At 67.1% G+C, this 21194-nt stretch carries 24 protein-coding genes, 1 tRNA gene and 1 pseudogene; 11 read left to right on the plus strand and 15 right to left on the minus strand.

Going from position 1 to position 21194, the window contains the following annotated elements; translation table 11 throughout:
* Positions 1-10 precede the first annotated feature (10 nt).
* Entirely contained in the window at positions 11-904 is an 894-nt protein-coding gene (locus tag STVA_RS23460; protein ID WP_123692630.1) for a LysR family transcriptional regulator, read from the minus strand.
* Positions 905-1139: 235 nt separating this feature from the next.
* Between STVA_RS23460 and STVA_RS23465 the strand changes: the two genes are divergently transcribed.
* From STVA_RS23465 to STVA_RS23470, 3 genes are read left to right on the plus strand one after another with little or no spacing between them, the layout of a single operon-like run.
* On the plus strand, positions 1140-1574 hold the full coding sequence (locus tag STVA_RS23465; protein ID WP_197735726.1) for a hypothetical protein: 435 nt from the start codon (positions 1140-1142) through the stop codon (positions 1572-1574).
* 60 nt (positions 1575-1634) lie between these two features.
* Positions 1635-2174: a hypothetical protein gene (locus STVA_RS27930; protein ID WP_197735727.1), complete on the plus strand. Its 540-nt coding sequence runs from the start codon at positions 1635-1637 to the stop codon at positions 2172-2174.
* Between the two features lie 26 nt (positions 2175-2200).
* The gene (locus STVA_RS23470) at positions 2201-2932 is read left to right on the plus strand and encodes a CPBP family intramembrane glutamic endopeptidase (RefSeq protein WP_197735728.1); all 732 of its coding nucleotides are present in this window, start codon (positions 2201-2203) and stop codon (positions 2930-2932) included.
* 69 nt (positions 2933-3001) lie between these two features.
* On the opposite strand, the gene STVA_RS23475 is transcribed toward STVA_RS23470, so the two are convergent.
* Positions 3002-3078, minus strand: a tRNA-Arg gene (locus STVA_RS23475).
* 67 nt (positions 3079-3145) lie between these two features.
* Positions 3146-3808: an alternative oxidase gene (locus STVA_RS23480; RefSeq protein WP_123692636.1), complete on the minus strand. Its 663-nt coding sequence runs from the start codon at positions 3806-3808 to the stop codon at positions 3146-3148.
* Positions 3809-3961: 153 nt separating this feature from the next.
* Here STVA_RS23480 and STVA_RS23485 point away from each other — a divergent pair, with 153 nt between their 5' ends.
* Together STVA_RS23485 and STVA_RS23490 are read left to right on the plus strand one after the other, a co-directional pair.
* Complete coding sequence (locus tag STVA_RS23485) at positions 3962-5527, plus strand: alkaline phosphatase family protein (protein ID WP_123692638.1); 1566 nt, start codon at positions 3962-3964, stop codon at positions 5525-5527.
* Between the two features lie 39 nt (positions 5528-5566).
* Positions 5567-6844: a lipopolysaccharide biosynthesis protein gene (locus STVA_RS23490; RefSeq protein ID WP_123692640.1), complete on the plus strand. Its 1278-nt coding sequence runs from the start codon at positions 5567-5569 to the stop codon at positions 6842-6844.
* A 28-nt stretch (positions 6845-6872) separates the two neighbouring features.
* On the opposite strand, the gene STVA_RS23495 is transcribed toward STVA_RS23490, so the two are convergent.
* The 6 genes from STVA_RS23495 to STVA_RS23520 form a co-directional block, all read right to left on the minus strand.
* Positions 6873-7799 carry a hypothetical protein gene (locus STVA_RS23495; RefSeq protein WP_142235867.1) on the minus strand — a complete coding sequence of 309 codons (927 nt, stop codon included), beginning with the start codon at positions 7797-7799 and terminating at the stop codon, positions 6873-6875.
* A 24-nt stretch (positions 7800-7823) separates the two neighbouring features.
* On the minus strand, positions 7824-8831 hold the full coding sequence (locus tag STVA_RS23500; RefSeq protein WP_170216600.1) for a branched-chain amino acid ABC transporter permease: 1008 nt from the start codon (positions 8829-8831) through the stop codon (positions 7824-7826).
* Positions 8832-8833: 2 nt separating this feature from the next.
* Complete coding sequence (locus tag STVA_RS23505; RefSeq protein ID WP_123692644.1) at positions 8834-9709, minus strand: branched-chain amino acid ABC transporter permease; 876 nt, start codon at positions 9707-9709, stop codon at positions 8834-8836.
* A gap of 26 nt (positions 9710-9735) precedes the next feature.
* Positions 9736-10440: an ABC transporter ATP-binding protein gene (locus STVA_RS23510; RefSeq protein WP_123692966.1), complete on the minus strand. Its 705-nt coding sequence runs from the start codon at positions 10438-10440 to the stop codon at positions 9736-9738.
* Positions 10441-10447: 7 nt separating this feature from the next.
* Complete coding sequence (locus tag STVA_RS23515) at positions 10448-11179, minus strand: ABC transporter ATP-binding protein (protein WP_123692968.1); 732 nt, start codon at positions 11177-11179, stop codon at positions 10448-10450.
* An 82-nt stretch (positions 11180-11261) separates the two neighbouring features.
* The gene (locus STVA_RS23520) at positions 11262-12488 is read right to left on the minus strand and encodes an ABC transporter substrate-binding protein (protein WP_170216601.1); all 1227 of its coding nucleotides are present in this window, start codon (positions 12486-12488) and stop codon (positions 11262-11264) included.
* A gap of 109 nt (positions 12489-12597) precedes the next feature.
* Here STVA_RS23520 and STVA_RS27785 point away from each other — a divergent pair, with 109 nt between their 5' ends.
* A complete protein-coding gene (locus tag STVA_RS27785; protein WP_170216602.1) occupies positions 12598-13038 on the plus strand; it encodes a GNAT family N-acetyltransferase in 441 nt (146 codons plus the stop codon).
* 35 nt (positions 13039-13073) lie between these two features.
* Complete coding sequence (gene ilvD / locus STVA_RS23530) at positions 13074-14747, plus strand: dihydroxy-acid dehydratase (protein WP_123692648.1); 1674 nt, start codon at positions 13074-13076, stop codon at positions 14745-14747.
* A gap of 110 nt (positions 14748-14857) precedes the next feature.
* On the opposite strand, the gene STVA_RS23535 is transcribed toward ilvD, so the two are convergent.
* Positions 14858-15325, minus strand: a complete 468-nt coding sequence (locus STVA_RS23535; protein ID WP_142235868.1) for a hypothetical protein — start codon at positions 15323-15325, stop codon at positions 14858-14860.
* Positions 15326-15625: 300 nt separating this feature from the next.
* Positions 15626-15697 (minus strand): annotated as a pseudogene (locus STVA_RS28615) (hypothetical protein); the annotation flags it as partial.
* Between the two features lie 173 nt (positions 15698-15870).
* Between STVA_RS28615 and STVA_RS23540 the strand changes: the two are divergent.
* Positions 15871-16707, plus strand: coding sequence for a glycosyltransferase family 9 protein (locus STVA_RS23540; RefSeq protein WP_123692651.1), 837 nt, complete (start codon positions 15871-15873; stop codon positions 16705-16707).
* A gap of 12 nt (positions 16708-16719) precedes the next feature.
* On the opposite strand, the gene STVA_RS23545 is transcribed toward STVA_RS23540, so the two are convergent.
* From STVA_RS23545 to STVA_RS23555, 3 genes are all read right to left on the minus strand, one after another.
* The gene (locus STVA_RS23545) at positions 16720-17787 is read right to left on the minus strand and encodes an alkene reductase (protein WP_123692653.1); all 1068 of its coding nucleotides are present in this window, start codon (positions 17785-17787) and stop codon (positions 16720-16722) included.
* A 133-nt stretch (positions 17788-17920) separates the two neighbouring features.
* Positions 17921-18745, minus strand: coding sequence for a 23S rRNA (adenine(2030)-N(6))-methyltransferase RlmJ (locus STVA_RS23550; RefSeq protein ID WP_123692655.1), 825 nt, complete (start codon positions 18743-18745; stop codon positions 17921-17923).
* A gap of 23 nt (positions 18746-18768) precedes the next feature.
* Entirely contained in the window at positions 18769-19590 is an 822-nt protein-coding gene (locus STVA_RS23555) for an NAD-dependent epimerase/dehydratase family protein (RefSeq protein ID WP_123692657.1), read from the minus strand.
* A gap of 100 nt (positions 19591-19690) precedes the next feature.
* Here STVA_RS23555 and STVA_RS23560 point away from each other — a divergent pair, with 100 nt between their 5' ends.
* Positions 19691-20119: a carboxymuconolactone decarboxylase family protein gene (locus tag STVA_RS23560; RefSeq protein WP_123692659.1), complete on the plus strand. Its 429-nt coding sequence runs from the start codon at positions 19691-19693 to the stop codon at positions 20117-20119.
* Positions 20120-20144: 25 nt separating this feature from the next.
* Here the strand turns inward: STVA_RS23560 and STVA_RS23565 are convergent, their stop codons facing one another.
* Positions 20145-20618 (minus strand): YbaK/EbsC family protein, encoded by a 474-nt coding sequence (locus STVA_RS23565; protein WP_123692661.1) that lies wholly within the window; start codon positions 20616-20618, stop codon positions 20145-20147.
* 143 nt (positions 20619-20761) lie between these two features.
* Between STVA_RS23565 and STVA_RS23570 the strand changes: the two genes are divergently transcribed.
* Together STVA_RS23570 and STVA_RS23575 are read left to right on the plus strand one after the other, a co-directional pair.
* Positions 20762-20977 (plus strand): alkylphosphonate utilization protein, encoded by a 216-nt coding sequence (locus STVA_RS23570; protein ID WP_123692663.1) that lies wholly within the window; start codon positions 20762-20764, stop codon positions 20975-20977.
* 6 nt (positions 20978-20983) lie between these two features.
* Positions 20984-21172 (plus strand): hypothetical protein, encoded by a 189-nt coding sequence (locus STVA_RS23575; protein WP_123692665.1) that lies wholly within the window; start codon positions 20984-20986, stop codon positions 21170-21172.
* The last annotated feature ends 22 nt before the right edge of the window (positions 21173-21194 follow it).

Below are 21194 nucleotides of genomic sequence, written 5' to 3' on the forward strand. Positions count from 1 at the left end.
CACTGGATCTTCACCCGGCCCGCTCGTTGCGATCCGTCTCTGCTTCCTTGGCGAACCAGTCCAGCACGGCTGCCAACATCGGTTCCGCCCGGCGGCTTTCCTTGATGCAGAGAAAATAGTCTTCCCGCGTCGGCAGGGCCTTGCCGGGCAACCGGACCAAGCTGCCCCCCTCGATGTCCCGCTGTACGAGGAAGTCGGGGACGAGTGCGGCGCCCAGGCCCGCCCTGACCATTTCGAGCGCGATCAGGTAGTGGGACGCGAACCGCCACGGCTTCTCTCCCATAGCCGGAGCATCGGCCCCGTTCAGCGCGGCGAAGGACTTCCAGTCCCGGCCGACCGTCCCTGGCTGCAGGTCGGTCGTGATCAAAGGAATGGCTTGCCCAGGCCCAGTCATGCAGGCGCGAGCGGCAACGGGCACGAGCCGTTCGCGCCATAGAAGCTGGGCCAGGAACCCCTTCTCGCGTGGAAGGGTCGTGACAAAGGCATCGGCGACCGCGTCGGTCAGCTCGGGATCCCGGGCGTACATGCAGAGTTGCAGCGGTAAACCCGGGTGGGCCGCATAGAAGCGCGACAGGCGCGGGACAAGCCAGCCGGGACCGAAGCTGCTGCAAATCGCCAGCCGCACCGTGTCTCGCGTGCCGCCGATCGCCTCGGACATCGACCGCTCGATCTCGGCGAACGCGGGTTGCAGCCTGCGAGCCAGCCGGTCTCCCGCCACCGTAAGAACGATGCCGCGCCCTCGCCTTTCGACGAGGCGCTCGCCCACGACTTCCGAGAGCTGACGCAACTGGTGGCTGATTGCGCTCTGGCTGACGCCCAGTTCGTCCGCCGCCCTCGTGACGGACAGGTGCCGGGTGACCGCCTCGAAGGCCTGCATGGCGCGGAAGTGCTGTCGTCGTTCCATGACCGTATTCCTGCCTCGGGGATTTGGTTGCCAGCCTCTATCGATGTCAGCCGCGCTGCGCCACAGGCGCTGCCCCGGATTCATGATTTCATGTGCAAATCAAATAACGAAACTCATGAATTCCGATGGTGAAACAGCCGATCCATCTTGGTCTAATCGATCCGGCTACAAGCTCGAACAGCGGTGGACGATCTGCGGTGATTCGGCAATCCTGATGGCTCTGAATGATTGAGCATTGCGGCGCGAAGCCAGCTTTGAGAGGGATCTGCAAATGAATCCGGCCGGGATCCTCGCATGTGTACTTGTCGCTGGCATGGTCCTGGCGCCGCCGCTTGCCGCCCAGACGCGCGCGCGCATGCAGTTCGCAGCCGGCAACGACAACGCCCATGTCGAGGCCACGATCCGCGGCAAGGCGTATCGCGACCATGTTCTGGGCGCCCGCGCAGGGCAGCGCATGCAGGTGTCGCTGTCGACCAAGGGCAACGCCTACTTCAACATCCTGCCGCCGGGAAGCGGGGGCGAAGCCATCTATATCGGATCCCTGTCCGGACGGGATGGCGGCGTGGACCTGCCAGCCACGGGTGACTACGTCGTGCGCGTCTATCTCATGGGTGCCGACGCAAGCAGCAACAAGACCGTCCGCTACACCTTATCGGTCGGCATCCGCTGAGGCCGCCCGACCCCCTCCACGTCCTCGAATCCCGGCTTCCTGCGCCGGAGGGAGACAGCAATGCGTTATCGCCTTCTTCCCATGGCCGCGCTCGCGGCGATCTGGGCATCACCGGCGTTCGCCGACGACGTGCACGAAGTAAAGTGCAAGGGAGACCGCAACGCCTGCATAGCGGCGGCCCAGCGCACCTGCGGCGGCGACTTTCATGTTCTGTATAGCGAAAGTCATGCAGGCGGCCTCCTTGCGGATACCATTCCCGGCCCGGTCACCTGGTACTCGATGTCCTACGAATGCCCGAACTCGCGGGGCGGGGCGCCGGAGTTTCCTTTCCGCGGCAACACCTACGCCGTTCCCCCGGTCCAGGACATCGAGACGATGACCCGCCAGCGGGTTTCAGTGGGCGCCATGCAGCGCTTCTGTCAGGGAGAGGCGTCGGCGCGGTTCGGCCGAATGCCGCACGAGATACTCACGTTGCCGGTGGAGCGCGACGGCGGCGGTTATGTGGTCTTTGGCCAGTACCCACCCGAAGGCAGCCGCGTAAAGACCTTCGAGTGCCATTTCGACTCCGACGGCGCATTCCGACGCGTGGCGCGCAACTGAACTGCTGCCGCTCGGGGAGAGGCTTGGTGATTGCGGCCGACCTGCCATTCCAAGACGGAAGTCCGATCGCAATCGGGGGACGAGGCTGGCTGGCGGTCCTGGGCGCGACCTTCCTCGGCGCGGCCCTGTTACTGACGCCATGGCTGCCGCCGGCCGGCCTGGTTGTGGCTTTCGTGCCCGCAATCCTCTTTGTCGGCGTGCCGCTTGCCGGACTGGCAGCGGTCGCCGGTCGGCACTGGACGGCACTCTTTCGCCGCTATGGACCGAAGGCGCTCGGCCAGTCGCTGCTTTTTGCGATCCTGACCATTTCCGCCTCGCTGGCGGTGGGGCTCGCCGTACAGCAGGTGGCGCCGGTCGCGGCCAACCCCGTGGCCGGGGCAATTGCCGGTTTCGCGGGGGCAGACCTGCCAGCGTTCCTGGCCCGGACATTCATCCAACTGATCGGCGAGGAGATCTTCACGATCCTTCCCCTTCTGGCCGTCCTGTGGTTCTCCACGCATCGGCTGGGCCTGTCGCGGCTGTGGGGGATCGCGGTCGCCGTCGCCGTCTCGACGATCCTGTTCAGCGCCCTGCACCTGCCGACCTATGACTGGAATGTGGTGCAATGCCTCGGGATCATCGGCACGGCCCGTCTCGTGCTGACGCTCTCTTATCTCTGGACCAGGAATCTCTGGGTCTCGGCCGGCGCCCATATCATGAACGACTGGTCGATATTCCTCGTCGCGTTCGCAGGCAGTCACCTCCCTGCGGGAGCCTGACGGCCAGCGCCAGGAGATCGACAACCGCCTGGGCGTCGACGTGGCAGGTTGCTAATTCAGGGGTAGGTCTGGCGCACCCGAAGGGATTCGAACCCCTGGCCTCTGCCTTCGGAGGGCAGCGCTCTATCCAGCTGAGCTACGGGTGCTTCCAGAACGGCGGGGACCATAGCGGAATGCGCCCAGCGGTGCAAACAGCCGATGCGGGGAAACCGCCTACCCGGCCCGGCCCGCCTGCTGGCGCAGGTGGGCCGGTACCCGGGCCAGTTCGTCGGCGAAGGCGTGGTTGACGTCGCGGTGGCCGGCCTCGTCGGCGCGGACGGCGACCACGACATCGCGCAGGGTGGCATCGGGCGCCAGGTTCCAGTAGCGCCGCGCAATCTCCGGCGCGGGCACGTCGGGGTGGCGGCCGGCCTCGATCTCGGCCAGGTAGGCGGTGTAGCTGACGACCGCCTCCTCCTCGAAATAGCCCACGACGCGATGGGCGGTCGCCGGTGCGACGAGATAGAGCACGAAGAAGGCATTGTAGAAGATGCCCTGGACGATCAGCACCAGCAGGCGCTCGAACCCGTTGGGCTGGGCGATCTCGATGAAGGTCATCAGGTGCATGCGCTCGTTCTCGGCCTCGTCGAGCAGCGTGCGGATCCAGCCATCATCGTCGCGCATGCGGCGCAGGCTCTTCAGGTGGTTCAGCGTGGCCGCCACCATGCCCGGCACCGCCGCCACCGTTTCCAGCACCACGGCACGGTTGCCATAGCGCTTGGCGAAGAAGGTATCGGCGAAGAAGCGCAGCACCTTGACGAAGGCGAAGGCCACCCGGTCCGACGGCGAGCGGACGCGGCGGTGGAAGGTGAGGTCGACCTGCTCCGAAGGCAACATGGCGAATGTCCCGGGCCCGGATGGCCCAACAGCGTTCATGTGGCGCGGGCCATCACCTTGTCCGATGCGTCGCGAAGCCGCAACGGCTGCCATCGGCGCCTTGACGCCGCCCCCGCCGAGGGAGGAAAGCTCCCCGTCTGGGGAGGGGCCGGCATGGGCAGCGTTCGAAACATCCTGTTCGTCATGTGCGACCAGTTGCGGGCCGACCACCTGGGTGCCGCCGGCCACCCGCACCTGAAGACGCCGAACCTGGACGCGCTCGCCCGCCGGGGCGTGCGCTTCGATCGCGCCTATGTGCAGTCGGGCGTGTGCGGGCCGTCGCGCATGTCGTTCTATACCGGGCGCTACATGTTCAGCCACGGCGCCACCTGGAACCGGGTTCCGCTGTCGGTGCGCGAACGCACGATCGGCGACTATCTGCGGCCGACCGGGATGCGCGTGGCGCTGGCCGGCAAGACCCATGTGCTGCCGGACACGGACGGGCTTGCCCGCTACGGCATCGAGGGCGGCTCGGCGCTGGCGGCATTGCTGCGCGAGGGCGGGTTCGAATCGCTCGACCGCTATGACGGCCACAGCCGGCCGGGGCGGGAGAGCGGCTATCCGGCCTATCTGGCCGCCCACGGCTATGGCGGGGACGACCCGTGGAACGACTGGGTGATCTCGGCCGAGGCGCCCGACGGGCGGATCGTCAGCGGCTGGCAGATGCGCAACGCGCGCCTGGCCGCACGGGTGGCCGAGCCGCATTCCGAAACCGCCTACATGACCGACCAGGCCATCGCCTTCGTCGAGGCGCAGGGCGATCGGCCCTGGTTCCTCCACCTCAGCTACGTCAAGCCGCACTGGCCCTACATGGCGCCCGCCCCCTACCACGCCATGTACGGGCCGGAGGACTGCCTGCCGCTGAACCGCGACCAGGGCGAACTGATCGAGCCGCACCCGGTCGTCACGGCCTATCGCGGGCACGAGGAGGCCCGCAATTTCGCCCGCGAGGCGGTCGCACGCACGGTGCGGCCGACCTACATGGGCCTGGTCGCCCAGATCGACGCCCATGTCGGCCGCCTGACGGCCACCCTGGAGCGGCTGGGCCGGCTCGACGACACGCTGATCGTATTCACCGCCGACCATGGCGATTTCCTGGGCGACCACTGGCTGGGCGAGAAGGAGATCTTCTATGACGAGGCGGTGCGCGTACCGCTGATCGTGGTCGACCCCGACCAGCGCGCCGACGGCAGCCGCGGCCGGGTCGAGCGCCGGCTGGTGGAGGCGATCGACCTGCTGCCGACCTTCCTGGAGACGGTCGGCGCCGAGGGGGCACCGCACCTGCTGGAGGGCCGCTCGCTGCTGCCGCTGCTGCGCGGGCCGGCCCCCGTCACCTGGCGCGAGGCGGCCTTCAGCGAGCTCGACTATGCCTTCCGCCAGGCGCGCGTCACGCTGGGGCGACAACCGGCCGAGTGCCGCGCCTGGATGGTGCGCACCGATCGCTGGAAATATGTCGACTGGCTGGGCTTCCGGCCGCAGCTCTTCGACCTGGAAACGGACCCGCAGGAGCGGGTCGACCTCGGCCAGTCGCCCGCCCACCGCCCGATCCGGGCCGAGATGCGCGACCGGCTGTGGGAATGGGCGCGCGAGCGCCGGCTGCGCACGACCCTGTCGGACGCCGAGGTCCGGCAGCGCACCGCCCGGCACAAGGAACACGGCATCTTCTTCGGAGTCTGGTAGCGGCGGCCACCGGAACACCGGCAACCAGAACCGGCCCCCATGCACCACGTCGTCCAGTCCTTCGCCACCACCGCCCTGATCCAGCTGGTGGGGCTGGCGAACGCCGTGCTGCTGGCCCGCATCCTGGGGCCGGAGGGGCGCGGCGAACTGGCGCTGGTCCTGCTTTATCCGGTGCTGGCACTGGGGCTGATCGGCATGGCGATGAGCGACGCCGTCGTCTATCGCGCGGCCAAGGGGGTGGCGCCGCAACGCCTGGCGCCGACCGTGCTGCTGCTGGCGCTGGCGGCCGGGCTGGTGGCGTTCGCGGCCGGCTGGCTGGTCGTGCCCATCCTGCTGGCCGGGCACGACCCGGCGGTGGTGCGCTCGGGCCTGGTCTATTTCCTGATGGTGCCGGCGGGGCTGGCCGGCCTCTATCTGGGCGGGGTGTTCCAGGGCCGGCTGGAATATGGCGCATGGAACGCGATCCGCGCGGCCACCACGATCGCCACGGCAACGGCGGTGGCCGGGCTGGTATTGCTCGGGCTGGCGGAGGTCGCGAGCGTGACGCTGGCCTATCTGGCGGGTTTCTGCCTGTCGGCCGCACTCGCCCTGCTGCTGGCTCGCCGGCGCGGCTGGCTGGCGGCGCGGCCCGACGGTCGGGAGGTGGGTGCCATCCTGCGCTTCGCGGCGCCGTTGCAGCTGGGCGTGCTGGTGCAGCTCGTGAACGAGCGGCTCGACCAGCTGCTGATCGCCCACCTGCTGACGCCGACCGACCTTGGGCTCTATGTCGCGGCCATGGCGATCGCGATCATCCCCTCGATCCCGGCCGTCACGCTGGCCAGCGTCGCCTATCCGCGGATCGCCGGGGTGGCCGAGGCGGCCGACCGCGGGCCGGTGGTGGAACGCTATGTCCGGCTGGCGGCGGCACTGGCCGGCGTGATCGCGCTGCTGCTGCTGGCGGCGGCCGATCGGCTGGTGGCGTTGCTCTACGGGCCGGAATTCGCGCCGGCCGTGCCCATCCTTGCGTGGTATGCGGCCGGTGCCGTGGCGCTCGCCATGCGCGCGGTGCTGGCCCAGGCGGTGAAGGCGTCGGGCCGGCCGGGCCTGGCCATGCTGGCCGAGTTGGCGGGCCTGGCGGTCAACATCGTGCTGCTGCTGGTACTGCTGCCGCGGGTTGGCGTGGCAGGTGCCGCCATGGCCTATGCCGGGATGCAGGCGACGGTGCTGGCACTGCTGACGATCGCGGCCGTCCGCGTGGCCGGCTTCCGGCCCGGCCGGCTGGTCCGCGACACCCCGCGCGAGGTGGCCGACCAGATGCGGCGGCTTGCTCAACTATAGACAATCCAGCCAAACCCCGGTTCGCAGCTCACGGCCCTTTACGTGGGGCCAAGTCATTCTGAGCGCGAAGTTCGGACTCAAGCAAATCGGTTGCAAGCGTTAGGGCAGCATCATTGGCTTCGACAAGCCGCCCTCGACCGATACCATCGTGAACAAACTTGCTCCGAATTCTATATAGGTCGTCGAAAGCTTTCGCTTCTGCCCGAGAGCGGAGCACCCTGAATTTAGTCATGTATGCATGCCGTAGCGACTCCCTCTTGGCGTTGCCTAGCGCCCGTTCGAGGGTTTCGCGCACTTCTTCGTCCAGCGACTGCTCAGCAAGGTGGTTTTCGAGTTCCTGGATTGCGGACTGGTAGCGCACATCGCGGATCGCCTGATCGCACAGGGCCTCCACTGCAGAAACGCGCAATACGAACTGGCCTTCTGGCTGAAGTGCGAAAAACGAATCGTTGAGAAGGGCCGCGCACGTTCGTTGTCGTTCAGTCAGCTGAGATGATAGGCAAGCCCAAGAAGCTAGACGTGCCTCGAACGCCGAAAGACTTATCAGCCCCTGAAGACGCCCATGCATGCCGACAATTCTGACAGCACCCTGTTCGTGAACCATAAGGCCATGAACTTCAGACCGGAGTGACTTTCCAGTCTCCGTTCGAACCGCTTTACATACGGCGTCGCTAAATTGAAGAGTTGAGCGACTCATACCGAGGTCGATGCCGAACTTGGTAACAGCGCCGACCACCAGAAGCGCGTCACCGAGACGCTCTCCGGCTTGTCGAGCTTCACTCTCGCTGGCAAATCCGGGAATGTTGATAGTCGCCCAATGCCCTATGGGATGGACTTCCTCGCCCATCTGAACCGTGGCGGCGGAGAAGCCCGGGATCTTGAGATCCAGAGGCACCCCTTTCTCAATCTGGATAGGCGAGAGCAGCTTGAAGCGGTAGCGCGCGCAGTACGTCATGCGGAGTGTGGAGGGCCTGCGATCTTACTCTGCTTGCGGCCGCGCTTGGCGGCCGAAGCCGAAGCGGGGGCCCAGCCCGTCCAGCATCGCCACCAGCCCGCGCGGCATGAACATGACGACGACGACGATCAGGGCGCCATAGATCAGCATTCGGTACTCGCCGATGCCGCGCATCGCCTCGACCCCGATGGTCATGACGAAGGCGCCGAGGATGGGGCCGAACAGCGTGCCGACGCCGCCGATCAGGGTCATGCCGATGACGAGGATCATCAGGTCCAGCCCCAGCACCGAGGAGGGCGTCAGGAGCAGGATGTAATGGGCATAGAAGGCGCCGAGCAGCCCCACCATGAAGGCGCTGGCCGCGAAGGCCAGGAGCTTGTAGCGCGTGAGGTTGATGCCGAGGCTCTCTGCCGCGTCCTGGGAGTCGCGGATGGCGACCAGCGCCAGCCCGATCGGGGACTTCACCATGCGCACGACCGCATAGACCGAGCCCAGGAACAACAGGGCCGCCAGGTAGTAGTAGGGCACCTTCTCGGCCGCGTTGAACACCACCTCGCCCAGGCCGGGGATGGTGAAGCCGTCATAGGCGGGGATGCCCCACAGGCCCATCTCGCCCCGCGTCGTCTCGCGGAAGACGGTCAGCAGCACGCGCACGATCTCGGCGAAGCCCAGCGTCACCATGGCGACATGCGGCACCGAGCGGATGCGCAGCACCGGCAGTGCCACCACAAGCCCCGCACAGGCCGCCACCAGCCCGGCGACGGGCGTCGTCAGCCAGGGCGAGATGTCGAAGTTCTTCGAGATGAGGGCCGAGAAATAGGCGCCGATGCCGAAGAAGGCATGATGGCCGAAGGTCTTCAGCCCGGCATAGCCGGTGGTGAAGTTCCAGGCCACTGCGAACGCCGCGAAGATCATCGACAGGATGATGAGGTGCAGCACGTAGGTGTCGTGCCACACCAGTGGCAGGACCAGCAGGATGGCGACGAGGGCGGCTACGGCGAGCCGTCCCTGGGGGGCGAGCGGGGCGAACATCGTCAGCGTTCCTTCACCCCGAAGAGGCCCCAGGGGCGAACCCAGAGAAAGAGGATCATCATCCCGAAGGCGATGACGTCGCGCCATTCCGAGGAGGTCAGCGTGATGCCCACCGCCTCGACGATGCCCAGCAGGAAGCCGCCGACGATGGCGCCGGGGAAGCTGCCGAGCCCCCCCAGGACCACCACCACGAAGGCCTTGATGATGAGTGGCAGCCCCATCCACGGGTTGACCGCGAAGACCGGCGCCAGCAGGCCGGCCGCCACCGCGGCCAAGCCGGCGCCGAGCGCGAAGGTGATCGTGTGGATGCGCGCGGCCGGCACGCCGACGACGGCGGCGGCCTCCGCGTCCTGGGCGGTCGCGCGCACGGCCCAGCCGAAGCGGGTCCAGCGCAGCACGGCCGCCATCGCCGCCATGACGGCGACGGCCACGACGAAGATCAACACCCGCTGCCAGGGCAGGCGGAACTGCCCCACTTGCAGCAGCCCTTCGACGAAATAGGGAACCGACTGGAAGCGCTCGCCCCACAGGGCGAGCGCCAGGTTCTGCAGGAAGATGGAGACCCCCAGCGTGGCGGCGATGGTGCTGAAGGCCCAGCCCTCGCGCTTCAGCAGCACGCTGACGGTCATGCGCTGGACCAGCGCCGCGATCAGCGCCACGCCGATGACGGCGATGATGATGGCCAGCACGGGGTGGATATTCTGCTGGGCGAACAGGAAGAACACGAAGAACCCGCCCAGCATGTAGAACTCGCCATGGGCGAAGTTGAGGATGCGCATGGTGCCGTAGATCAGCGCCAGCCCCGCCCCCATGATCGCGTACATGGAGCCCAGGATGATGCCGTTGACCACCTGCTCCAGGAATAGGGTGAAGGTCATGGGCCGGTCCTTAGATCCTCAGGTCCTCAGGCGCCGAGATAGACGCGTTTGACCATCTCGTGCTCCAGCATGGCGAGGCCGGAGCCCTCCAGCACGATGCGGCCGCTTTCCAGCAGATAGCCGCGATGGGCGTTGGAGAAGGAGAGGTGGACGTTCTGCTCGTTGAACAGGACGGCGATGCCCTCGGCGTTGATCTTGCGAATGATGTCGATGATCTGGGCGACGATGCGCGGCGCCAGGCCCAGGAACGGCTCATCCATCATCAAGAGGCGCGGGCCGGACATCAGGCCGCGGGCGATCGCCACCATCTGCTGCTCGCCGCCGCTCATGCGGCCGGCCAACTGCCCGCGGCGCTCCCGGATGATGGGGAAGAGGTACTCCACCCACTCCAGCCGTTCCTTCTCGCGCGACCGCACGGCGGAGTGGAAGGCGCCCATGCGCACGTTCTCCAGCACCGTCATCTGCGGGAACAGCCGCCGGCGCTCCAGCACCAGCGAGACGCCCAGCCCGGCCATGTCGTGCGCCGGCCGGCCGGAAATGGGCTTGCCGTCGAGCGTGATGGTGCCGGCGGACGGCCGCACCAGGCCGATGATCGCCTTCAGGATCGTGCTCTTGCCCGACCCGTTCGGCCCCATAACCGCCACCACCTCGCCGCGGCCGACGGTGAGCGAGATGTCCCACAGCACCTGGACGTCGCCGTACTTGACGCCGATTCCCTTGACCTCAAGCATGGGCACCTCAAGCATGGGCGGCGCCGAGGTAGAGGTTGACGACGTCGGGATGGTTGGCGATCGCGTCCGGCGGGCCCTCGGCCAGCTTCTCGCCACGGTTCAGGAACATCATCCGGTCCGACAGGCGCATGATCACCCGCATGTTGTGCTCGACCAGGATCAGGGTGACGCCGGTTTCGCGCAGCTTCGCCACCAGGTCGATCAGGCCTGGAATGCTCGCCTGGTCGACGCCGCCCGTCACCTCGTCCAGCAGCAGCAGGCGCGGCTGGGTCGCCATGGCGCGGGCCAGTTCCAGCCGTTTGCGCTGACCGGTCGACAGCGACTTGGCCAGTTCGTGGCGCTTGTGGCTCAGCCCCACCATGTCGACATAGGGGCCGGCGGCGTGGCGCATCTCGGCCAGCGAGCGATGGCGCACCAGGGCCGCGGCCATCACGTTCTCCTCCACCGTCAGTTCGGCGAAGGGCTGGGTGATCTGGAAGGTGCGCGCGATGCCCAGGCGCGAGCGCCGGTCGGGCTTCATGCCGGTGACGTCGCGCCCCTCGAAGCGGATGCGCCCCGTGGTCGGCTGCAAGGCACCGGCGATCAGGTTGAAGAGCGTGGTCTTGCCGGCGCCGTTGGGGCCGAGCAGGCCGAACACCTGCCCGCGGGCCACGCGGAAACTGACGTCGTTGACCGCGACCAGCCCGCCGAAGCGGATGCCGAGCCCCTCGACTTCCAGGATATCGTCGCTTGTCGTCATGATGCCGCCGCAGCAAGGCAGGAAGCGGGCCATCCCGGGCCGGCCGTCGGCCCGGGATGGATGCAGGCGATGACGGCGGCCGTTACTGCGGCTTGTAGTCGGACGTGGCGACCGACGACGGCCAGATGGCGCGCTGCGTGCCGCCCTGGATCTGGGCGGCCGGCACGGCGAAGTAGTCCGCGCCCACCTTGGGCGAGTGGTTATCGAGGTTGAAGACCCAGCGGCCCAGCGTGCACTTGAAGTCGGTCGCGGCGAAGGCCTCGTTCATCTTCTTCACCTCGGTCGACGCGGCGCGCTTGATGACGTCGAACAGAACGGCGCCGTTGCAATAGCCGAAGGCATGGTCGCCCGACGGCTCGAGGCCAAGGAAGGGCTTCATCTTGTCCGACAGCGACTTGTGTTCCTTGTTGTTCTCCGGGTCGAACAGCAGCGGCGAATAGACGATGTTCTCGCCGGCCGGACCGGCACCGGTGATGAACTCGCGCAGCGTCGGGTAGAAGATGGCGAAGTGGAAGGGCTTCACGCCCTGTTCCTTCATCTGCTTCACCAGGGCCGCGCCGGCATTGGGCGAGGTGAAGATGCTGATCAGCACGTCGGGCGGGGCCGCGCGCAGCTTGGAGAGCTGGGGGAAGAAGTCGGCATTGCCGATCGGCACCAGCTCCTGGCCGGTCATCTTCCAGCCCGCCGGCTCGAAAAGCTTTCGCATGAACTCGATGTTCGACTTGGAATAGTCGGTCTCTTCGGCGATGAAGCCGAAGGTCTTGTTCGGCGCCTTGACCTTGCCGTCCTTGATCAGCCATTCGGTGGTCTGGAAGGTGGTGTCGGCATAAGCGTCGCTGTTGAACGAGAATTTCCAGTAGTTGCCGTACTTCTTCGGGTCGGACGCGATCTTCTTGGCGATCTCCTGGCTGACTGGCTGGCCGGTGAAGAAGATCTTGGGGAAGGCCGGCGCCAGCTCCATGATCGCCAGCGTGACGTGGCTGTGGAACAGCTCGCCCACCAGGATGTCGACATTGTCGCGGGTCAGCAGCTTCTGGGCGGCGCTGACGCCGATCTCGGGCCGGGACTGCGAATCCTCGAAGATCAGCTCGATCTTCTTGGACTTGCCGTCGACGGTGAGGCCGCCGGCGTCGTTGACCTCCTTGGCCGCGAACTCCCACGACTTGCGCATCGCGATGCCGGACGCGGCGGCCGGGCCGGAAAGCGGGCCGATGGCGCCGATCTTCACGGTATTCTGGGCGAGGGCCGGTGCTGCGGCCCCCATGGAGAGCAAGGCCGCCGCAGCGGCGATGGAAGCGATCAGACGCATGCAGCGAACCCCCGGTGCGAAATCTCCTGTGGCGATTTGGGCACGACGCGCGGCCCGCGCGCAAGGGCCGTGGCGCATCCGCCGGCCATACCCGCGGGAGTGGCGGGCGGTGACGGCCCTGGTGCTGCGTTCCAAGGCACATTGGGGTTATCCGGGCACGTTCCTGACGCATTTCGCGCCGTCGATGGTGGTGCGCCCGACGACGTTGGTACGCGACGACTGCTGGGTCGCGGCCGGTGGACGCCGGCTGCTGGCCTATGGTGCGCGCCGGCGCGGCTGGCTCGACGACCTGTTCGTGGCGCCCGGCGCTATGGGTCTGGGGCTCGGCCGGGTGCTGTTGGAGCAGCTTCGGGCGCGGGCGCGGGCGGCCGGCCACCGCCACCTGATGCTGAATGCCGATCCCTTCGCCGCCGGCTTCTATCGCCGCCAGGGCGCCCGCCTGGTCGGCTGGACAGGCTCGCCCTGGCCGGGGGAGCCGGGGCGCCGCCTGCCGCGGATGCGGCTTTCCACCCGATTGGCCCTTCCCCGCGGGCGGGCGGCGGGGCGATAGTCGCAGACAAGAACCAGCACCCAGGGAGGCCAGCGATGGCGGCGAACGATCGGTCCCGGCACATCACCCAGGGCGTGGCACGGTCCCCCAACCGGTCCATGTACTATGCCATGGGCTACGAGACGGCCGACTTCGACAAGCCCATGGTCGGCATCGCCAACGGCCATTCCACCATCACCCCCTGCAATGCCGGCCTGCAGAAGCTGGCCGATGCCGCCATCGCGGCGGTGCGCGCGGCCGGTGCCAACCCGCAGGTGTTCGGCACACCCACCATCTCCGACGGGATGGCGATGGGGACCGAGGGGATGAAGTATTCGCTGGTCTCGCGCGAGGTCATCTCGGACTGCATCGAGACCTGCGTGCAGGGCCAGTGGCTGGACGGCATCCTCGTCATCGGCGGCTGCGACAAGAACATGCCGGGCGGCATGATGGCGCTCGCCCGCTGCAACGTGCCCGGCATCTATGTCTATGGCGGCACCATCAAGCCCGGCCGCTGGAAGGGGCAGGACCTCTCCATCGTGTCGGCCTTCGAGGCGGTCGGCGCCTATGGCTCCGGCGGCATGTCGAAGGAGGATTTCGACGGCATCGAGCGCCATGCCTGCCCGACCACCGGATCGTGCGGCGGCATGTACACCGCCAACACCATGAGCTCGTCCTTCGAGGCGCTCGGCATGTCGCTGCTGGGCTCCTCCACCATGGCCAACCCGGACGAGGAGAAGGTCGAGAGTGCGGCCATGTCGGCCGGCGTGCTGGTGTCGGCCGTGCGCCGCAACATCCGCCCGCGCGACATCATCACCCGCCGCTCGATCGAGAATGCGGTGGCCCTGATGATGGCGACCGGCGGGTCGACCAACGGCGTGCTGCATTACCTCGCCATCGCGCACGCGGCCGAGGTCGAGTGGTCGATCGACGATTTCGAGCGCGTGCGCCGCCGCGTGCCGGTGATCTGCGACCTGCGCCCGTCCGGCCAGTACATGGCGACCGACCTGCACCAGGTGGGCGGCATCCCCCAGGTCATGCGCATCCTGCTCGATGCCGGGATGATCGACGGCGACTGCCTCACCATCACCGGCCGCACCCTGGGCGAGGAGCTGTCCGAGATCGCCCCCGCCCCGCCCGCTGGCCAGACGGTGATCCGCGGCATCGACCAGGCGCTCTATGCCGAGGGCCACCTCGCCATCCTCAAGGGCAACCTCGCCCCCGGTGGCGCGGTCGCCAAGATCAGCGGCCTGAAGAACCCCGTCATCACCGGCCCGGCCCGCGTGTTCGAGGACGAGGCGTCGGCCATGGACGCCATCCTGGCCGACCGCATCAACCCCGGCGACATCCTGGTGCTGCGCTACCTCGGCCCCAAGGGCGGCCCCGGCATGCCGGAGATGCTGGCCCCCACATCGGCCATCATCGGCAAGGGCCTGGGCGAATCGGTCGGCTTCATCACCGACGGCCGCTTCTCGGGCGGCACCTGGGGCATGGTCGTCGGCCACGTCACCCCGGAAGCCTACGAGGGCGGCCTGATCGCGATGGTGAAGGAAGGCGACCCCATCACCATCGACGCCCACCGCCAGTTGCTGCAACTCGACGTGGACGAGGTGGAACTGGCGAAGCGACGCGCCGCCTGGGTGCAGCCGGCGCCGCGCTATACGCGGGGCGTGCTGGCGAAGTTCGCACAGCTGGCCCGGCCGGCGAGCGAGGGGGCGGTGACGGGGTAAAGGTGCATAACTCTCCCCAAATATCACTTTTTATTTTCTGTTGCTGCATATGCAGATACGTCTACATGGAGCCGCAACATGTCAATTTCAGACAGCTCCGTCGGACAGCATTAATCTCCATCCCCTATAAATAATTTAGCCCATTCGAGTTCTCTCTCGGAAGGACTGTATTGGAATCCTCCATCTTCAGATCGTTTCCAGTATCTTGGATTTAAGGCATCATCATAGAATATAAGCTCAGATACAATATAAATTAGCCAGGAATTAGTCTTTATACTGCTAAGTATAAATGAAGTGTCTTCTTGTCCCGCCACATACAATGTAATGGGCTCGAACGCCGCATGATCTTTGCTAACATGCACAAATTCATTGCTGAAAAGTCCATATAGTTGCCCGAGCGGTGGAATAATTTTTTTAGCGATCGAAATGCTGGATGAAAGCGTTCCGTCATTGAATTTTTTGAGCGCGCCAGGCTCAATTGAGATATGTAAAATTGTGGCTAGTGTTTCTAGAATGCCACGGGCAACGGCACCGTAAGGTCGCCGATAGCCATGCCGAGCGACCTCTATGCTGGCCATAAATGTAGATATCGTGCTCATAAGTAATCCCGCGCACGCCGATCGGTGATCCTTAGATTCACGTTTAACGTGATGGTACGACAACCCAACTGACTGGGAAATTAATAGGCTGGCGCTCTTTAAGTCAGATTCCGCGACCCTATCAAAAGATCGAGATATGACAGGACCATCGCGATGTATTTGGTTTATCAAAATATCCTTCGTGACGATAATTGCCCGCTTACTCTCATTGTCTACTCTGAACGACGACACATTATTTGCTTTGGTGTGGGGAATATTTTTGCCGTGGCAGTATTCATATTTTTTTCCGCTTCCGCATTGGCAGAGACTGGCCCTGCCGCTACGCTTGCCTGTTATCAAAACGCCCCCCATAAATGAAATTGTTCAAACTTACATGCACCACTAATATAAATTCTGTGACTGAAAATCTACTGATTTAATATCATAAAATCGTGCTTATCTCGCCCAAATTCTGTTGGTTTATTGGCGCATATAGTTCTAATACTTCCTGCGACTAGTCCCACGCCAACCTGCTACGATCGACAATGCGCACCCTTGTTGCCGGCCCCTTCGTCGGCGAGTTCGGCTGGGAGGTGATGGGCTGGCAGGGGATCATCCGGGCCTTTTCGCGCCGATACGACCGTACGGTCGTCATCAGCCGGCCGGAGCAGGCGTATCTCTACCGGGATTTCTGCGACCGGTTCATCGGCTGGTCGCCCGGCAGCTATCGTACAGCCGGCTACGAGTGCCGCGACGGCCGGCCCTATGACGGCGAGGCCCATGCCGGGTTTCCGGGATGTGCAGCTTTTTCCGTCTCCAACAACCGGGAGGCGACGCGACGGTTGACGGGCGCGCCGCAGGAATTCATCCGCTTCGGCGGCGAGGTCGAGCCGGTGGGGTCGTTCGATATCATCGTGCATGCGCGTGCGATCCCGGAGGACGGGGCGGCCGGCAAGGCCGCGCGCAACTGGCCAGCCGGGCACTGGCACGCGCTGGTCGCCCTGCTGGCGCGGGAATTTCGTGTGGCTGCGATCGGGCTGCCCGGCTTGGCCATGGTGCCGGAGGGCGCGACCGACTGCCGGCACCTGCCGCTCGACGGGCAATGCGCCCTGATGCACCGCGCCCGCTGCACCGTTGGCCCCTCATCGGGGCCGATGCACCTGGCATCCCTCTGCGGTTCCCCCCATGTCGTCTGGACGGAGAAGGACGACGGCTCCAGCGTGCGGATCAACGTCCGCCGCTATGCGACGGATTGGAACCCGCTGGGCACGCCCGTCTCCATCATCACCCGCGGCGCCTGGCGGCCCGACATCGACACGGTACTGGCCGAAGTCCGGCGGCGCGCGAGCCAGGTTCGCGGGCCACCGGTTCTCGTCGAATAGGGTGTGGTGGCGCTATTCCGCCGCCTCGGCCAGCCGCGGATAGTCCGTGTAGCCCTCGGCACCCGCGGAATAGAAGGTGGCCGCGTTCCACGCGTTCAGCGGCGCCCGCAGCGCGAAGCGATGGGGCAGGTCGGGGTTGGCGATGAAGAGCTTGCCGTAGGCGACGGCATCGGCCTCGCCGGCCGCCAGGGCCGCCTCGCCGCTCTCCTGGGTGAAGCCCTCGTTGACGATGTAGGCGCCGCCGAAGGCCGCCTTCAGCGCGGGGCCGAGGCGCGGGTCCTTCACCGATTCGCGCGCGCAGAGGAAGGCCAGCTTGCGCCGGCCCAACTCGCGCGCGACATGGCCGAAGGTGGCGGCGAGGTCGCTGTCGCCCATGTCGTGCGAATCGCCGCGCGGCGCCAGGTGCATGCCGACGCGGCCGGCACCCCAGACGGCGGTGACGGCGTCCGTCACCTCCAGCATCAGGCGGGCGCGGTTCTCGATCGACCCGCCATAACCATCGGTGCGCCGGTTGCTGCCGTCCTGGAGGAACTGGTCCAGCAGGTAGCCATTGGCGCCGTGGATCTCGACCCCGTCGAAGCCGGCGGCCAGCGCGTTCTGGGCCCCCTTGCGGAAGTCGGCGACGATGCCGGGCAGCTCCTCGGCGGCCAGCGCGCGAGGGACGCTGTAGGGCCGCTCGGGCCGCAGCAGGCTGACATGGCCCTTGGGGGCGATGGCGCTCGGCGCCACTGGTGCTGCCCCGGCGTGATAGGAGGGGTCGGAGATGCGGCCGACATGCCAGAGCTGCAGCAGGATGCGCCCGCCGGCCGCGTGCACGCCGTCGGTCACGTGGCGCCAGCCCGCCACCTGCTCGTCGGACCAGATGCCGGGGGTATGGGGATAGCCCACGCCCTGGGGGCTGACCGAAGTCGCCTCCGTCAGGATGAGGCCGGCCGAGGCGCGCTGGACGTAGTAGTCGCGCATCAGGGGGTTCGGCACGCGGCCCGCGCCGCTCGAGCGGTTGCGGGTCAAGGGCGCCATGACGACGCGATTGGGAAGCTGGAAATCGCCAATGGCGATGGGATCGAGGAGCGTCGGCATGGATTGGACCCTGCGGAACTGGACAGACAGAGTCTGAGCTAGGGGCGCTGCTGCATTGCAACAAGGGCGGGCGGCGAGCGGACGACCGGCGGCTGGCGAATGGCAGCCATGCGCCAACCGCCGGCCGGCCTGCCTAGACGTGCGCCCCCAGGCGCCGCACGACCTTGCGCCCCGTCGCCGGCAGGGCCAGCAGCTCCGCCCACTCGTCGGCCACCCGCTCGAGCTGTTCGTCGAAGCGCCAGGGCGGGTTGATGAAGATCATGCCGCCGCCGGCCAGCCGCTCGCCATCGACCGGATAGCGCAGGAAGTCCGCGCGGATGGCATTCTCCACCCCCGCGGCGGCCAATGCGCCCGAGATGGCGAGGCGAATGGTGTCGTCCTTGATCGGGTACCAGCAGGCATAGATGCCGGTCGGCCACTTCTTCCAGGCAGCCGCCAGCGCCTCGCCCAGCCGGGTCGCCTCGTCGCGGCTTTCATAGGGCGGGTCGACGAAGACCAGGCCCCGCCGCTCGGCCGGCGGCAGCAGAGCCGCCATCGCCTCGTAGCCGTCGCGGTGGTGCACGGCCACCCGCCGGTCGCGGCGGAAGTGGCCGCGCAGCACCTCCACATCCTCCGGGTGCAATTCGCAGGCGCCCAGCCGGTCGCCGTCGCGCATCATCGCGGCCGCGATCGCGGGCGAGCCCGGATAGCGGCCGGCGGCGGTGAAGGGCTCGACGGCCGCGCGATAGGATGCGAGCCCCCGCCCCGGCCGCGCCAGCACCCGGCCGATACCACCCTCGGCCTCGCCCGTGCGCTGGGCCTCGGGCGACTTCAGGTCGTAGAGGCCGAGGCCGGCATGGGTGTCCAGCACAAAGAAGGGCTTGGGCTTCTGCCGCAGATGGTCCAGCAGCAGGACCAGGGCGGCATGCTTGAAGACCTCCGTGTGGTTGCCCGCATGGAAGGCGTGGCGGTAGTTCATCGCACGTTCAGTCGAAGGGGGGATCAGTCGATGCGGCCGGGTTCCCCGTCGAATTCCACGACGCAGGTCGGCCCGCCATGGAACTGGACGGCGACCGGGTGCTCGGCCGGCATCTCGCTCATCAGGTCGTCGGCCCAGGCCTCGGCATCGTCCTCCGGGCGGTAGCCGATGAGGTCGGCCGCGTGCGTCCACCAGGTGGCGCGCGTATTGGCCGACACGCCATAGAGGGTGATGTAGTGGTAGTCGGGCGCCTCGATGGCGCAGCCGACCAGGCGCACCATGTCGCCGGGCGAGATCCAGGTCATAAGCTGCCGGCGGTCGCGCGGGCGCTCCTGGAACGAGCCGATGCGCAGGCTGGCCACCTGCATCGCGTGCTTGTCGGCATAGAGGCGGCCCACCGCCTCGCCGAAGACCTTGGTGACGCCATAGCGGCTGTCGGGCCGCGGCACGTCATGCTCGTCCAATGGACGGGCGCGGCGGTGGAAGCCCACCGCGTGGTTGGAGCTGGCGAAGATCACCCGGCGCACGCCGGCCCGGCGCGCGGCCTCGAAGACGTTGTAGGTGCCAGAGATGTTGGCCGGCAGCAGCTTGTCCCACGCATCCTCGTCCGGCACGGCGGCCAGGTGGACGATGACGTCGATGCCGGCGACCGCGCGCTCGACCGCCGCCATGTCGGCCACGTCGCAGACCACCACTTCCTCGCCGCGCCCGGCCTCGTCCTGGGGTGCGATGTCGGCCAGGCGCAGCAGGGCATAGCGGTCGGCCAGGCCGTCGCGCAGGGTCTGGCCGATGCGGCCGGCGGCCCCGGTGATCAGCACGCGAAGGGTGGTGTTGGGGTGGGCCATGATGGTCGTCTTCTCCCGGGGTCCTAGAGGCACAGTATGCGGCAAGCGCGGGACACTATGCGATAGTCGGCCCCGGCAGGAACCCCGGCGAGAGTGACCCATGACCGACGAAGCGATCCAGCGCGGCATCGACAACCTTATGAAGACCTTCGGCCGCGTGCCCGACACGTTCCAGGTGATGCTGGACCATGCCCCCGATGCGTTCGCGGGCTACACCGCGATGCGCGGCTTCGTCATGCGCGACCGCGACGAGGGCGCCGCCCTCGACCTGAAGACGAAGGAGTTCATCTTCGTCCTGCTCGACGTGGCCGGTGGCAACCTCGTCGGCGCCAAGAGCCACCTGACGCAGTCGATGAAGCTGGGCCTGACCATCCCCGAGCTGGTCGAAGGGCTGGTGCAGGTCATGATGTGCAACGGCATCACCGCCTGGAACCTGGTCGGCCGGCCGGTTCTGGAGCACGGGCTGGAGGTCCAGGCCGGCCTGGACAAGGCCCAGGCAGAGAAGCCCGGCCGCGCGCGCAGCGACTGACGGGGCCCACTGCTGACGGGTGGCCCTACGGGGCGGGCGCCTCCTGGCAGGCGTCCACCCACTCCGCCCCCACCAGTTCGGCCAGGCGGCCGGGCGCGATGCGCAGCGCGCTGCGGATGGAGCCCGCCGCCGGCACCACCTCGTCGAAGGCGCGCAGCGAAATGTCGCAATAGACCGGCAGCGGCGTCGCCAGCCCGAGGGGGCAGACGCCGCCCACCGGGTGGCCCGTCAGCGCCTCCACCTCGCCCGCGTCCAGCATGCGGGGCTTGGCGCCGAATGCGTCCTTGCACTTGCGGTTGTCGAGCCGGGCGTCGCCGCGCGTCACCAGCAGCACCACGCGATCGCCCAGGCGCAGCGACAGGGTCTTGGCGATCTGCGCCGGCGCCACGCCATGGGCGGCGGCGGCCAACGCCACGGTGGCACTGCTCTCCGCGGTCTCGATGATGGCGATGTCGGGGGCGTGCGCGGCCAGGAAGGCGCGGACCGATTCGAGGCTCATGCCGGCTTGTCCCAGGTGGATTGGCGGCCGCGACCATGGACGGCGCTGCCGCGCGCGGTCAACCCGGGGCGCCTGCGACCCGATATCCCTCTCGCCCCCGCCGGCCGGCGCCTATGCTGGCCGGCCAAGGAAGCAGGACACGCATGGCGGACACCAAGGACAGCAACGGCAACATCCTGAAGGACGGGGACCAGGTGACCCTGACCAAGGACCTGAAAGTGAAGGGCACCTCGGTCACGCTGAAGCGCGGGACCATGGTTCGCAACATCCGCCTGACCGACGACCCGGCCGAGATCGAGTGCAACGCCGACAAGGTGAAGGGCCTGGTCTTGCGCACGGAATTCCTGAAGAAGGCGTGACGGACGATGCGGCAGGTAGAAGCGGAGCTGGAGTTCGACGAGGATGGCGGCTTCGCCGTCAGCCGCCTGACCGATGAGAACAACAACGACATCACCTACCTCGTCGATCGCGGGGCGCGGTTTGCCGACCTGGCGGATCTGGCCGCATTGCTGGCCGGCGAACTGGGCGGACCGGTCGAGCTTCACGAAGCGTGACGACCGCCGGCAACCCCGCGCC

The organism is Stella humosa (genome assembly GCF_006738645.1).
GTDB classification, from domain to species: domain Bacteria; phylum Pseudomonadota; class Alphaproteobacteria; order ATCC43930; family Allostellaceae; genus Allostella; species Allostella humosa.

Excerpts from the sequence above, each read along its gene's own strand:
- STVA_RS23565 (WP_123692661.1), bottom strand. The coding sequence starts at position 20,618 with ATGAGCCTCGAATCGGTCCGCGCCTTCCTGGCCGCGCACGCCCCCGAC.
- STVA_RS23515 (WP_123692968.1), bottom strand. The coding sequence starts at position 11,179 with ATGACGACAAGCGACGATATCCTGGAAGTCGAGGGGCTCGGCATCCGC.
- STVA_RS23535 (WP_142235868.1), bottom strand. The coding sequence starts at position 15,325 with ATGGCCAGCATAGAGGTCGCTCGGCATGGCTATCGGCGACCTTACGGT.
- STVA_RS23545 (WP_123692653.1), bottom strand. The coding sequence starts at position 17,787 with ATGCCGACGCTCCTCGATCCCATCGCCATTGGCGATTTCCAGCTTCCC.
- STVA_RS23560 (WP_123692659.1), top strand. The coding sequence starts at position 19,691 with ATGACCGACGAAGCGATCCAGCGCGGCATCGACAACCTTATGAAGACC.
- STVA_RS23575 (WP_123692665.1), top strand. The coding sequence starts at position 20,984 with ATGCGGCAGGTAGAAGCGGAGCTGGAGTTCGACGAGGATGGCGGCTTC.
- STVA_RS23490 (WP_123692640.1), top strand. The coding sequence starts at position 5,567 with ATGCACCACGTCGTCCAGTCCTTCGCCACCACCGCCCTGATCCAGCTG.
- STVA_RS23570 (WP_123692663.1), top strand. The coding sequence starts at position 20,762 with ATGGCGGACACCAAGGACAGCAACGGCAACATCCTGAAGGACGGGGAC.
- STVA_RS23495 (WP_142235867.1), bottom strand. The coding sequence starts at position 7,799 with ATGACGTACTGCGCGCGCTACCGCTTCAAGCTGCTCTCGCCTATCCAG.
- STVA_RS23500 (WP_170216600.1), bottom strand. The coding sequence starts at position 8,831 with ATGTTCGCCCCGCTCGCCCCCCAGGGACGGCTCGCCGTAGCCGCCCTC.
- ilvD (WP_123692648.1), top strand. The coding sequence starts at position 13,074 with ATGGCGGCGAACGATCGGTCCCGGCACATCACCCAGGGCGTGGCACGG.
- STVA_RS23505 (WP_123692644.1), bottom strand. The coding sequence starts at position 9,709 with ATGACCTTCACCCTATTCCTGGAGCAGGTGGTCAACGGCATCATCCTG.
- STVA_RS23510 (WP_123692966.1), bottom strand. The coding sequence starts at position 10,440 with ATGCTTGAGGTCAAGGGAATCGGCGTCAAGTACGGCGACGTCCAGGTG.
- STVA_RS27930 (WP_197735727.1), top strand. The coding sequence starts at position 1,635 with ATGCGTTATCGCCTTCTTCCCATGGCCGCGCTCGCGGCGATCTGGGCA.
- STVA_RS23480 (WP_123692636.1), bottom strand. The coding sequence starts at position 3,808 with ATGTTGCCTTCGGAGCAGGTCGACCTCACCTTCCACCGCCGCGTCCGC.
- STVA_RS23550 (WP_123692655.1), bottom strand. The coding sequence starts at position 18,745 with ATGAACTACCGCCACGCCTTCCATGCGGGCAACCACACGGAGGTCTTC.
- STVA_RS23460 (WP_123692630.1), bottom strand. The coding sequence starts at position 904 with ATGGAACGACGACAGCACTTCCGCGCCATGCAGGCCTTCGAGGCGGTC.
- STVA_RS23555 (WP_123692657.1), bottom strand. The coding sequence starts at position 19,590 with ATGGCCCACCCCAACACCACCCTTCGCGTGCTGATCACCGGGGCCGCC.
- STVA_RS23520 (WP_170216601.1), bottom strand. The coding sequence starts at position 12,488 with ATGCGTCTGATCGCTTCCATCGCCGCTGCGGCGGCCTTGCTCTCCATG.
- STVA_RS23485 (WP_123692638.1), top strand. The coding sequence starts at position 3,962 with ATGGGCAGCGTTCGAAACATCCTGTTCGTCATGTGCGACCAGTTGCGG.
- STVA_RS23540 (WP_123692651.1), top strand. The coding sequence starts at position 15,871 with ATGCGCACCCTTGTTGCCGGCCCCTTCGTCGGCGAGTTCGGCTGGGAG.